Consider the following 12,146-nt stretch of genomic DNA (forward strand, 5'->3'; position numbering starts at 1 on the left):
CTAAAAATTATAGTAACGAGCTTTATCCTGTTCGGGAGATTGTGGACTTTATTCCGTTCCTGCGGGTTTCGCACCCGGCAGACGGCTTTTTAAAAAAGCAATCTGTCCGCGGTGGTTGGATTCATGCTCACATACATGGAACCATTTCCAATAGGTATTCAATGGCTGGTTGGGGGGCGACCACTTGCGGTCAACGGCCAGCAGCCATTTGTCATCTTTCTTTTTAAAGGCTTCCAGCGTCTCATTGCGTACTTCCGTAATCAGGTCCAGGTAATACTGTATATCATGGCCCCTTATTTCAGCTCGCCCCTTTGCGCCCAGCTCCAACGGGGCCTGCCATAGCTTTTTTTCCTCGTCGTTAAATTCTTCCCGACCTTCAAAGGTATTGATCTGGTAAAATTTGTCCACAGCACCCAGGTGCATTACAAGCGCTGCAATGGTATTGGCATGATCATCCAGCAAAAAGTCAATCTGGTTCCGGGATAATTTTTCAACCGATTTTACTACTGTAGAGCGGTTGTAGTTGAGCATGGAAACCAGCGTGCCTATCTGCGGTGTATAACCTTTTATCGGCCCGATCATAAAGAGACCCTCATCTGTTGCTGAACCCTCAAACGTGGCAGTACCGGCGATGGGAGTTAATAAAGTGCTGGCAAAAAGGGCCATGCTGCTTTTTATAAATGTTCTTCTTTGTGTTTGCATGTTTTTGTGTTTGGATGGGTGTAGAAATTGTTTGCAATACAAGTTACGTTATTCCATCAATAATGATCGCGTACCTATCCAGCAGTCCCGCTGCAGCCGGAAATGAAAATCGGGCCTTTTTAATGAGGTTGCGTTCCGGGTCGATTGAGTAATTGAAAGAGGTACGGAGGTCCGACTGATCCAGGCGGGTATTCTCAAATTTTGCATGCAGAAAGTCACAGTTATCAAAAACAACACCGGTACAAACGGCATCAGCAAAATCTGCTTCATGAAGGATACAGTTGGTAAAAGCAGCATGTTTCATATTTACCCCATAAAAAGAGCAAAGGGTTAATACGCAATCCCGGAAGGCAGGTGTAAACAAAAAGGTATTGGCATCCTCAAAATGCATGCCCAGCATTTTACAGCTGCTAAAGCCGGTATCCTGGAAACTTGTTTTTATAATAGCTGCGCTGCTTAAATTACAGTTTTCAAACCGGCAATCTATAAAATTGGTATAAGACAGCGCTGCTTTTGAAAGATCACAATTTATAAAGCGGCATCCTTCATAATCGCCTGCTTTAAAAAGCTGGCCGGTGAAATCCTGCTTTTCAAAAACCAGGTCTTCAAAGTAAGTGCTCATCTTTTCTGTTTTTCCAAAGATAGTTTTTGAAGAAAGTATTTTTAAATTTTTATGGAAATAATCACTGAGTGGATCTAATAGGTAAATACACATTTACTATGAACAGCATGGAAACGGCTATACAGCTGGTAAGCCATAAACGCAGTATGAGAAAGGTTTTCAGCCGGTCTGGTCTTAGAATAGATATGACACCAATGGTGGACCTCGGCTTTTTGCTCATCACCTTCTTTATTTATACCTCAGCAATGAGTGATCCGGCAACAATGGACCTGTTTATGCCAAAAAACGGGCCGCCCGTTAACACGGCAGTTTCCGGAGCTTTTACCATTCTTGTTGGTAATAACAGGGCCGTTGCATACTATGAAGGAAATTTAGCAGCCAATGCATCTAACCTGAGCCATGGCTCGCTTACAGAGCTGAGGAAAGCATTGATCCGTAAAAAAAGAGAGGTGATGGCCGCCTATGTTCCCGATGCAGGCTGTGAAGCAAAAGCGTTAGCTGAAAAACGATCCATAGACGATTGCAGGCAAAATAAACTGATGGTTTTGATCAAACCCGGTAAAAACGCTAATTATAAGACCATTGTAAATGTGCTGGATGAAATGTCCATTAACCGGATTGCGCGCTATGCACTGGTGGCGCCCGAAAAAGAAGAACAGCAACTGATTCCCTGACAGAACCGGTAACAGTATTGAACGGTTTCCTGAAAATTGATTTTGGGGAACAGGGGAGCGTTATGTCCGTTAACAACTAAAATAAACAATATGGAAACCAAACAGATCCTTTCTTCCAGTCTGCTTGACATTGTCTTTGACGGAAAAAACAAAGCGTATGGTGCGTATGAATTACGCACTACCTATTCCAGGCGCTTATTGAAAGCATTGCTTGCAACAGGTATTTTGATAGGCATAGTTGTAAGTGTTGCCTTATTAAAACCGGAGCCTGAAAAAACTGCAGTGCCCGTTATTGGCCCGGATGTTACTATTATTGAAAAAATTGACGAACCCCAAAAAACGGAACCGCCCGTACCGGTACCACCAAAGCAGTCGGAGCCTAAAAAAATTGAGACCCAAAAATTTGTGATCCCCAGAATCACACCGGATAAGCTGATGACAGATCCTCCCCCCGCGCAAAAAGATCTTACAGATGTAAGGATCGGGATCGAAAATATAAAAGGCGATAAAACAGGGAATATTGCAGTACCGCCTATAGGTGATGTGGACGGTGGCAGGGGAATAGTAGAAACGAAAACAAAAGATAAGGAACCCGATATAGCTACGTTTGTTCAGGTAGAAGCAAAGTACCCCGGCGATTGGATCCGTTTTCTTACTACAAACCTGCGGGGCGATACGCCGGTAGACAATGGTGCTGCTCCGGGTAATTACCAGGTACTGGTGCAGTTTGTGGTGGATGTGGATGGTACGGTAAGCGATATGAAAGTGCTGAAAGACCCGGGTTATGGCATGAGCGAAGAAGCCATACGTGTGATCCAAAAATCGGGTAAATGGAAGCCCGCCATCCAGAACGGGTATCCTGTAAAAGCCTACCGGAAACAACCCATTACTTTCCAGGTTGTAGAACAGTAATAAGCTGTTAAAACCTGGCGGTTTTGTCGTAATTTTGCCGCCTAAAACAAAGTAGATGACCTTACATAAAGAAGGATCCGCCACTATTACCATTAGCACCCTGCTGTTTTTAATGCTGAGTGTTGTGTTGTACTATCTTCTGTTTTACAGTTACCCTGTTATTTTCTGGATACTGGAAACGGCGCTGCTTATTGTGTATGGACTGATCATTTCCTTTTTCCGTATTCCCAACAGGAACTATACTGTTGATGCCCATGCCGTTACCGCACCCTGCGATGGTAAGGTAGTGGTAATTGAAGAAGTGCAGCCGGATGAATATTTTAACGACCGCCGCATTCAGGTCTCTATTTTTATGAGCCCGCTGAATGTGCACGTAAACCGAAATCCGGTAGATGGGGAAATCGTTTATAATCAATATCATAAAGGGAAATACCTGGTGGCCTGGCATCCGAAATCATCCACAGAAAATGAACGGCATTCTAATGTATACCGGCATAGCAGCGGCAGGGAAGTGCTGACCAAGCAGATTGCCGGAGCGCTTGCCAAGCGGATTGTAAACTACAATAAGGTAGGGGATAGGGTAAAGCAGAATGATGAAATGGGCTTTATTAAATTCGGGTCAAGGGTAGACCTGTTATTGCCCCTGGATGCCAGAATCAATGTTAAGATCGGAGATATTGCGGTTGGTGGCGTCACGGTTATTGCGCAATGGTAGCCCTGATCAACTTATTTGAAGAATAAACAGGCCCGGCATCAGCCGGGCTTTTTTATTATACTATATTTATCTATATTAAAGTTTTTTTCATAGATTTTGTCTATATTCTTATAGAAACAATCACTTGACCACGCATTTGCATAGCTGTACCTTTGCAGCGTTTTTTAAAGCAAGATTCCGTATAAATTAAAATTGAATAATTATGTCATTAGTAGGAAAGAAATTCCCGGGTGTAGCAATCGATGCCATGTCTGAAATGGGAGACAATTTAAAGATCGATGTGTATAAAGAGGCTGTTGAAAACAAGAAGAAAGTGTTGTTGTTCTGGTATCCGAAGGACTTTACCTTTGTTTGCCCTACTGAATTGCATGCCTTTCAGGAAGCGCTTCCTGAGTTTGAAAAAAGAAATACACTGGTCATTGGTGCTTCCTGCGATACTGCGGAAGTGCATTTTGCCTGGCTGAACACACCAAAAGACAGTGGCGGCATTGAAGGCGTAACCTATCCGATTCTTGCAGATACGCACCGTTACCTGTCAAATGAATTAGGTATCCTGGATGCAGACTATGAAGTGAACGAGGAAACCGGTGAAGTAAAACTAAGTGGCTCCAATGTTTCTTACCGTGCCACTTATCTTATTGATGAAGAAGGAAAAGTGTTTCATGAAAGCGTAAATGACATGCCTTTGGGAAGGAATGTTCAGGAATACCTGCGCCTGATTGATGCATATACACATGTGCAAAAACATGGGGAAGTATGCCCGGCAAACTGGGAAGAAGGCAAAAAGGCTATGAATGCAGACCGGGAAGGCGTTGCTGCTTATTTCAGTGAGAACTAAATAAAAAGGAGGAATAGTATGTATATAGAGCTGAACGAGGATAATTTACAGCAACTGGTAGCGGATCATCCTTCTGTAATGGTACAATACGGGGCTGGCTGGTGTGGCAATTGCCGTATTATGAAACCTAAATTCAAGAAGCTGGCAAGTGAAAATGAGCAGGTGGCCTTTTTTTATGTGGATGCGGAAAAATTTCCCGAATCCCGTAAGCTGGCTAAGGTAGATAACCTGCCCACCTTTGCAGCATTTAAAAATGGTCAATTACTTAACCAGGTGCAAACCAACCAGGCTGCATCGCTAAACGAATTGTTTGATGAAATTACCCATAATTAGAAAACTGTACCAGGCGGCACCACCGGAAAAGCTTCAGGCAACGGTTGATGTGCTGGAAGCCTTTTGCGAGATGAATATAAAGGATGAAGAAATTGATGTGGCGGGAGAACTGATCACCAATCTTTGCGGGGCTATTGAGGTGCATGAACTGGTAAAAAATGGCATGCGGGAATCAGAGGCCCTGAACCATTTTTCAAAAAAAGTCTTAGGATCTATTGATCTGTAAGTTCACGTAAATGTTTGTTTTACGCCCTGCTACAATAAGCAGGGCGTTTTTTTAGCTGCAATTCATTTTTTTAAAGCGTATTTTTATTAAAAGATGGAGTAACAATGCAGGAAAACAGGTATGACGTGATTATTGTAGGTGGTGGCCCGGCCGGCTGTTCGCTGGCCGCACGCTTAGCCGTATCTGGTATGCGCATACTGGTGCTGGAAAAAGATGCATTGCCGGAACGGACGGTGATCTCCTGCTCTTTATTTCTGGCAAGTGGTATGCGGCTGATGGATGAAATCGGGATCAGTGAAGTACAATATACTGCCGGTAATCCAAAGCTGGCAGGGGCTGTACTGGAAATGGCCGGCTATTTTAAAACCTTTGTAACAATGCCTGAAGTGGGCGGAAGAAACTATTTATACGGAATCCGGCGGGAACTGCTTGACAATGCACTTTGGAACCATTTGCAGCAATTCCCGAATGTTACAGCAATCGATCAGTTTTCTGTTACAGACATAAATAACGATGAAAAAGGATCGGTAAAAATCATATCAGGTACTAAAAAAGGAGCAGGAAACATACAGTTTTTCGCAAATGCAGTAATTGGTGCAGACGGGCGGAACAGTATTGTTGCCCGTAAGATGAAAGCTCCGGTTATTAAAGAGGAAAAAAAGCTGATTACTACCGTGTACTATGCTTACTGGGAAAATGTGGCACCCTATAAAACCGGTGGGAAGGAATGGGTACATATCCATTCCGGATGTAATGGCTTCAGCACTGTTGTGATGCCCGCCGGAAGGCGCCGAACAGGTGTGCTGGTACAATGCAGGCACGATTATTTTAAAGCAGATGAAGGAGCTGATGCCTGGTACCTGCAAACATTAAGCACTTTCCCATCTGTAAATGAGCGGCTGAAAAACGCCCGTAGAGTCACTCCTCTAAAGGGTATCAAAAATGTTTCTAATCTTTTCAGGAAAGCTTTTGGCCCCGGTTGGGTGCTGGTGGGAGACGCTTATCACCAGAAAGACTCTTATGATGCACAGGGCATTTATGATGCGCTTACAGGTGCAAAGATGCTGTCTGGGTATTTAATCGCCTGGTATCAGAAAAAAGGAGAATGGGATGCTTTAATGCAGCAATATGAGTCTGAGATTTACAGGATTGCCGCTCCAATGTTTAAAAGTACCATGGAACGGCTGAAGCGGGAATTGTTTACTATTCCTCCGCCCTTTGTTGCCAAAACGCTGATGCGCTGGATGCTTACCAGCCCGTTATATAAAAACCGGTTTGCCCGGTTGATCAGCCGTCAGGTGGCTCCGGATAAATGGGCGCCTCCTTCTGTGGTGCTGCGGTCAATTGTTACAGGAGCATTAAGGGATCTGACAGGTAAACGCAAAGAGTAGGTTATTTTAGCACGCGTATGATCTTTACAAAATGTTTTTCAAAATAACCGGATAACCGGCCAATGGTTACTACCGTTCCGCTGCCGGGAGCGTGTATAAATTTTAGTACATCCTTGTTTTCCGTAACAATTCCCATATGCCCTATTTTACGGCTGTTTTCTCCTGTAAACAATATGATATCCCCGGGCAATGCCTTTTTTACAGAAACCTCCCGGCCTACATTTTCGTAGTCATAGGAAGAACGGGGCGATTTTACATGATAATGCTGAAAAATATGATACAGCAGTCCAGAACAATCCAGTCCCTTATCAGGGTCTGCTGATCCGTATTTATAAGGAGTGCCTAAAAAGGTCTTTGCATAATCTACAAAATCATAACGGTTAATATCCAACGGCTGATCTAATGAACGATTGATTGCGGTGTTCCCCGGATTGTTTTCCTTTTTTGAAGTAGTTGCAGCAGCAGTGCTTTCCACAGGATCTGGCCGTTGCTCCAGTACATTTACCTTCTGGCTTTTCCGGGCGCCGGAACACGAATACAATACCACAAGGAGGGTAAGCATCAAAAAAGAATAGCCGTTCTTCATACTCCAAAAATAATAACAAGTAATTTAATGAGGGCAGAGGGCTGTTCTTTGGAGAATTAAAGAATATATTTGTGAACTAAACAGTTCATTTATGCGTATACGATTTTTTGCTTTGTTATTGGGAATAGTATTGATCCCCGCTGCTCCTTTATGGGCCCAGAATAAGCACCTGCAGGAAGTAGAAGCTGCCGTAAAAAAATTTACCAAAGCAATGCTGGATAGTGATATCCCTGTTTTGAGCGCCTTGGCCGCCGACCAGTTAACGTATGGTCATTCAAGCGGCAAAGTGCAGAACAAGGCAGAATACCTGGAATCATTTAAAACCGGTGCATCTGATTTTACAAAAATCGATATCAGTGACCAGACCATCTATTTTGTGAACAATACGGCGATTGTGCGTCATTTGCTGGATGCAGACACCAATGATAATAAGCAACCGGGTCATACTACTTTAAAGATCATGACCGTTTGGGAAAAAGTGGCCGGTAAATGGTTGTTGATTGCAAGGCAGGCTGTAAAACCACAATAAAACAGGTTTTATGAAGGCATTGTTATTGTTACTGATCGGGTGCGGCTTTACAGGTAATATATGGGCGCAAACAAAGACCATTACCGTTATCAACCCCTCTGATATAGCGCGCAAAGATGAACTGGTGGTTCTGAAAAGAGAATGGCTGAAAAAAAAGCTGCCTTTGCTCAGCAATGATCATTATGTTGTCATTGCAGATAAAGGCACACCACAGGTGGTGCAGTATGATGATATGGATGGAGATGGTAGCTGGGATGAAGCCGTGCTGTTGCTGGACCTGGCCCCCGGCCAGCAGCGAACGCTGACAGCTACCGTTAGTGACCAGCCGGCTGCAGTAAAAGCGGTGGTGCGCAGTTATGTACGCCAGAAGCACCGGTTGCCGGATAGCCGTTTTGGGGCAAATGTATTAACAGATACCATGCCTTACAACAATGCGCCTACAGATTTTTCCAAACAAAAGCTGCCGCCCTATTTAACGGAAGGACCGGCATGGGAGAATGACAAAGTGGGCTTCCGGAAATATTTTGATACCAGGAATGCAAATGATATATGGGGAAAACGGGTGCCGCAAATGGTTTTGGATGAGGTGGGCGCAGATCCTTCAAAGATCTATCATAACCTGGCAGACTGGGGTATGGACATTCTTAAAGTGGGTAAATCACTTGGCGCCGGAGCGCTTGCCTTAAAACTCAGCATAAATGAAAAAGACACGCTGATCCGTTTTGGCAGTAATGTAAAGCAGGAAATTTACCGACAGGTAACAACAGGCCCGCTCCGTTCTGTTTTCGAGGTCATTTATAAGGACTGGCAATACCTGCCCAACCAGGCGCCCATAACCGTTACAGAGCAGATCAGCATCTGGGGCGGGCAGTATTTTTATGAAAACAAGGTAAGTTTCAATACCGTTCCTGCCAATGCCTCCCTGGTTACGGGTACCATTGATTTTTACAGTAAAGAGGATCACAAGATCAGTAAACCGGGGGTGGCCGGCTTATATACTTATGACCGGCAGAGTGAGCACAAGGATTTACTGGGATTGGGTATACTGACACCGGCAAAATATTTTAACGGCTATGGGCATATTGGAGCTATACCCGGCGACATCACCAATGTATTTACATTAGATATGAAGATCAGCCAGGAACAGCCAACTCTTTATCGTTATTATGTGGGCTGGGAGCTGTCAGATCGTGTCTTTGCAACCAAACAGGGTTTTGAGCGATTTATAGATAGCGAGGAGGTAAAATTCGGGAGGCCGGTAATTATCCGGTAGAACCATTTGTCAATCAGTTTACTGCAAAAGAACGTGTGGAGCTGATCAATCAAAAGTATATCCAATAATCACAGTTAAGTAAATTATTATGTAACCTGGACTAAATAAAACGCCTGAATAAATGACACTTCAGCAACAGGAATTATTAAACCGTATTACAATTATACCCGGATTAATGAGTGGGAAACCTACAATACGAGGTTTAAGGTTTCCGGTGGGGATATATTAGAAATGCTCGCAAGTGGAATAGGGAAAATGCTATTCTGGAACAACACCCGTTTTAGAAAGGGGCGATATTTCTGCCGCACTATTATATGCGTCTTTAAAAATGAAAAATACGGTTGTTATTCATGCGGCCTGAATAGGAAATCTGGCTGGATATGCATCTTTCTCCCATTATTGCAAAATGGATGAAGGAAGAAATCGGAATAGAAGTTAATCAGGCTGCATACTTAATTTCAATGCACTTTCTGATGTTGCTATTTACAATAAAGCAAGAGCCTATGGAAACGTTATACTTATTTCAAAAGATGCTGATTTTCCGGAATTAATAAGTCGCCTTGGGGCGCCTCCCAAACTCATCAATCTCAGGATCGGCAATTGTGACAATCGTTTTTTGTGGGAGAAACTAAAAGTACGTATTCACGAAATGATTGCCATACTGACAACAGATAGTATTGATATTATCGAATTGGAATTGGAACGGTAGGTGCTGATCGGCGTTTTACCAGTCTTTCTCATTACTGATGCCATACTGGGATTTATCTTCAGAAATACGCTGTTGCGTATTCCGTTCCTTTTGTTCCAGTTTATCAAGCTGGTTCTGTGCCTGCTTTTGTTTCAACTTTGACTGCTGGGGTTTCTTTTGTTGATCCTCCTTATTATCATCTCCGCCGCCGCTTTGCTTCTTTTGTTCCAGTAATGCTTTTTGCAGGTTTTCCCGTGCATTCCTGTCGTTACTGTTCAGCCGCAAAGCATTCTTGTAAGCTTCAATACTTTCGGTCAATTTGTTTTGATTAGAGTAAACCACGCCCGTGTTATAAAATGCACCGGAGCGCAGGGCATTATTTGTATTGGCAGCGTCACTTGCCAGCTGGTAGCTTTTAATAGCGTCTTCATACTTTTTAAGGCGGTAAAGCGCGTTCCCTTTATTTACAAGCGCTACATATTTAGCAGGCCCGTTAACTGCCTTGTCATATTCGGTAACCGCTGCCTCCAGCTTTCCCTCTTTGAAAAATTCATTCCCTTTATTTACAGATTGGGCACCGTTATCCTGTGCAAACACAGGGATCGCAATACAGCTCAACAATAAAATAAAATTGCTTTTCATGTTTCTTTTACTTTTTTGCCATCGGGCAGCAACTGCTCTGTGATCAATAATAATACCATTGCAGTTGCAAATACCCAAAAGTAATAGCTAAAGCTCATGAGGCTGGTATCTGCGGATACTTTTTTGTCAATTTGCGCCAACTGGGCATTGATTGCTTTAACAGCGGCATTGATATCGGTCAGGTGCACATACACGCCCTTTGTATTGGCCGCAATTTCCTGCAGTTCCTTTTGATTGAGCTTTGAAATAACAGGTGCCCCGGTTGCCGGATCCAGCTTATTTCCGCCTGTGGAATCGTCCGGAATAAAGCTGCCTTCCGGGGATCCGATGCCAACCGTGTTCACCATTAAGCCATGTGTGGCTAATTCCTTTGACAGCTTCAGTGCTTTTTCGTCGTGATCTTCCCCGTCGGAGATCAGGATCACTGCTTTGTATTTTGCTTCCCGTTCTCCAAAAGATTTAAGGCTTTGTTCCAGGGCATCGCCGATTACCGTTCCCTTTACAGGAACCACATCCGGGGAAGCATCGTCTACATACATCTGGGCCGACCCGTGATCTGCACTAATGGGCATTTGTATAAATGCCTTTCCGGCAAACCACACAAGCCCCACACGGTTATCAGGCATGGCATCCATCATTTGACTGATAAATTGTTTAGCCAACAGCAACCGGCTGGGTTTTACATCCTGTGCCAGCATGCTCTTGCTGAGGTCCAGGACAAAAACCACATCAATTCCCGCTCTTTTTATGCCATCGTCTCCGCCGGGCTTTCTAAGGCTCATCACACAAAAAACGCCCAGTAAAAAGGATAAACAGAGCAAAAAGAATTTGAAATTGAACCGGAAGGGGCTGTATCCCCTGATCATGGACTTTACAAGCGCGGGCTCACCTATTTTTTTTATGGTTTTGCGCTTCCATTTTTTTACGGCAGCAAACAATACCAGAAAAAGCAGGACCGCTGTTGCCAGCCAGATAAAATAGATGTATTGAAATTCAAAATGCATGTGCCTGATAAAGTTACCCAATTGACGGGTTTAAAAAGCTGAAAAGACGCTGCCTTATCAACTTGTTAACATTTAAAAGGCCTTTCTGTTACATTTTTCCTTCAAAAAAGCCCAATTGTTTTAAAATAGCTTTCAGCATTCTCAATCGTACAGTGCTCATGTCATAATCAGGATCGGGCGACTCTACGTTCAGCACAAAGAAATAGGGATGCCGGTTCTCTTCGATCCAGCCAACCACCCAGCCCAGGGCATGATCTTTATCTGTGGTGCCCCAACCGGTCTTATAAGCCAGCTTATAGTTGGCATTGTCTTCAAACAACATGGCATGTTTTACTTTTTCCTGGTATAATTTGAAAAAGGGCAGCTCATTAAAGTACAGTTTCTTTACAAAGCCCAGATTTTCATCGGGAGTGATCTTTAGTGTATTATCCAGCCAGAAGGTATCAATAGCGGATCTGATCCTGAATAAAGTATCTTTTTTACCGGAACCGTAATGCAGAGAATCCAGCCAGTATTGCATCGTATCTTTCCCGATACGGCGGGCCACCTCCTGGTAATAGGGAACTGCAGATACACGAAAAGCCTGGTACATGTTCAGGTCTTTGTTCCACTCCGCTACGGGCCGTTGTATACCGTCCCAGGGAATGACCATACTATCGCTTGAAATAATACCTGTCTGCAGGCCAATGAGGGAATTAGCAATTTTAAAGGTGCTGGCCGGCAGGTAAGCACTATCGCGATAACGGGCCAGGTTATAAACCGTAAACTCGCCGGTTCCGTTGTCCAGCAGCGCAAAACAACCGGTCAAATGGTTCTCATCAAAATATTTTTTAAGGGAATCGTCTTTTTTTACATTGTTTTGTGTACAGGAGTATAATAATATTGAACTGATGACCAATATTATACCTGACGCGCATCTATTGTTCCTCCATCCGGGCAAACCAGCTATCTTCTTCATTTGGAATTTGTTAATGCTGGCAAAAGTACGTACCTTTTATTAGTGTTGCGTCA

17 protein-coding genes are annotated in these 12,146 nt (G+C 43.6%); 11 read left to right on the top strand and 6 right to left on the bottom strand.

Annotated elements, in window-relative coordinates; all coding sequences use genetic code 11:
• Window positions 1-48 precede the first annotated feature (48 nt).
• Window positions 49-702, bottom strand: coding sequence for a DinB family protein (locus tag A8C56_RS00800; protein ID WP_067750816.1), 654 nt, complete (start codon window positions 700-702; stop codon window positions 49-51).
• A gap of 43 nt (window positions 703-745) precedes the next feature.
• Entirely contained in the window at window positions 746-1,324 is a 579-nt protein-coding gene (locus A8C56_RS00805) for a pentapeptide repeat-containing protein (RefSeq protein WP_067761398.1), read from the bottom strand.
• A gap of 98 nt (window positions 1,325-1,422) precedes the next feature.
• Here A8C56_RS00805 and A8C56_RS00810 point away from each other — a divergent pair, with 98 nt between their 5' ends.
• The 7 genes from A8C56_RS00810 (at window position 1,423) to A8C56_RS00840 (ending at window position 6,413) form a co-directional block, all read left to right on the top strand.
• Window positions 1,423-1,998: an ExbD/TolR family protein gene (locus A8C56_RS00810; protein ID WP_067750818.1), complete on the top strand. Its 576-nt coding sequence runs from the start codon at window positions 1,423-1,425 to the stop codon at window positions 1,996-1,998.
• A 90-nt stretch (window positions 1,999-2,088) separates the two neighbouring features.
• Complete coding sequence (locus A8C56_RS00815; RefSeq protein ID WP_067750821.1) at window positions 2,089-2,910, top strand: energy transducer TonB; 822 nt, start codon at window positions 2,089-2,091, stop codon at window positions 2,908-2,910.
• Between the two features lie 55 nt (window positions 2,911-2,965).
• Complete coding sequence (locus tag A8C56_RS00820) at window positions 2,966-3,625, top strand: phosphatidylserine decarboxylase family protein (protein ID WP_067750823.1); 660 nt, start codon at window positions 2,966-2,968, stop codon at window positions 3,623-3,625.
• A gap of 202 nt (window positions 3,626-3,827) precedes the next feature.
• A complete protein-coding gene (locus A8C56_RS00825; RefSeq protein ID WP_067750826.1) occupies window positions 3,828-4,463 on the top strand; it encodes a peroxiredoxin in 636 nt (211 codons plus the stop codon).
• Window positions 4,464-4,481: 18 nt separating this feature from the next.
• On the top strand, window positions 4,482-4,796 hold the full coding sequence (locus A8C56_RS00830; RefSeq protein WP_067750829.1) for a thioredoxin family protein: 315 nt from the start codon (window positions 4,482-4,484) through the stop codon (window positions 4,794-4,796).
• Window positions 4,777-5,022, top strand: coding sequence for a DUF6952 family protein (locus A8C56_RS00835; protein WP_067750831.1), 246 nt, complete (start codon window positions 4,777-4,779; stop codon window positions 5,020-5,022). The genes A8C56_RS00830 and A8C56_RS00835 overlap by 20 nt, the downstream gene beginning before the upstream one ends.
• A gap of 104 nt (window positions 5,023-5,126) precedes the next feature.
• On the top strand, window positions 5,127-6,413 hold the full coding sequence (locus tag A8C56_RS00840; RefSeq protein ID WP_067750834.1) for an NAD(P)/FAD-dependent oxidoreductase: 1,287 nt from the start codon (window positions 5,127-5,129) through the stop codon (window positions 6,411-6,413).
• Between the two features lies 1 nt (window position 6,414).
• Here the strand turns inward: A8C56_RS00840 and A8C56_RS00845 are convergent, their stop codons facing one another.
• Entirely contained in the window at window positions 6,415-6,999 is a 585-nt protein-coding gene (locus A8C56_RS00845; RefSeq protein WP_067750836.1) for a C40 family peptidase, read from the bottom strand.
• 91 nt (window positions 7,000-7,090) lie between these two features.
• Here A8C56_RS00845 and A8C56_RS00850 point away from each other — a divergent pair, with 91 nt between their 5' ends.
• The 4 genes from A8C56_RS00850 to A8C56_RS25430 all read left to right on the top strand — a co-directional run bounded on the left by A8C56_RS00850 (window position 7,091) and on the right by A8C56_RS25430 (window position 9,510).
• Window positions 7,091-7,528, top strand: coding sequence for a nuclear transport factor 2 family protein (locus A8C56_RS00850; protein ID WP_067750840.1), 438 nt, complete (start codon window positions 7,091-7,093; stop codon window positions 7,526-7,528).
• A gap of 10 nt (window positions 7,529-7,538) precedes the next feature.
• The gene (locus A8C56_RS00855) at window positions 7,539-8,801 is read left to right on the top strand and encodes a DUF4861 domain-containing protein (RefSeq protein ID WP_067750843.1); all 1,263 of its coding nucleotides are present in this window, start codon (window positions 7,539-7,541) and stop codon (window positions 8,799-8,801) included.
• Window positions 8,802-8,976: 175 nt separating this feature from the next.
• Window positions 8,977-9,030: a DUF433 domain-containing protein gene (locus tag A8C56_RS25425; protein ID WP_394330811.1), complete on the top strand. Its 54-nt coding sequence runs from the start codon at window positions 8,977-8,979 to the stop codon at window positions 9,028-9,030.
• A gap of 291 nt (window positions 9,031-9,321) precedes the next feature.
• Complete coding sequence (locus A8C56_RS25430; protein ID WP_394330812.1) at window positions 9,322-9,510, top strand: DUF5615 family PIN-like protein; 189 nt, start codon at window positions 9,322-9,324, stop codon at window positions 9,508-9,510.
• A gap of 15 nt (window positions 9,511-9,525) precedes the next feature.
• Here A8C56_RS25430 and A8C56_RS00860 read toward each other — a convergent pair whose 3' ends face one another.
• From A8C56_RS00860 to A8C56_RS00870, 3 genes are all read right to left on the bottom strand, one after another.
• A complete protein-coding gene (locus A8C56_RS00860; protein ID WP_067750845.1) occupies window positions 9,526-10,131 on the bottom strand; it encodes a tetratricopeptide repeat protein in 606 nt (201 codons plus the stop codon).
• Window positions 10,128-11,135, bottom strand: coding sequence for a VWA domain-containing protein (locus tag A8C56_RS00865; RefSeq protein ID WP_067750848.1), 1,008 nt, complete (start codon window positions 11,133-11,135; stop codon window positions 10,128-10,130). Before A8C56_RS00865 ends, A8C56_RS00860 begins: the two co-directional genes overlap by 4 nt.
• Before the next feature lie 88 nt (window positions 11,136-11,223).
• Window positions 11,224-12,093: a penicillin-binding transpeptidase domain-containing protein gene (locus tag A8C56_RS00870; protein WP_067750850.1), complete on the bottom strand. Its 870-nt coding sequence runs from the start codon at window positions 12,091-12,093 to the stop codon at window positions 11,224-11,226.
• Window positions 12,094-12,146 lie beyond the last annotated feature (53 nt).

The organism is Niabella ginsenosidivorans (assembly GCF_001654455.1).
Lineage (GTDB): Bacteria > Bacteroidota > Bacteroidia > Chitinophagales > Chitinophagaceae > Niabella > Niabella ginsenosidivorans.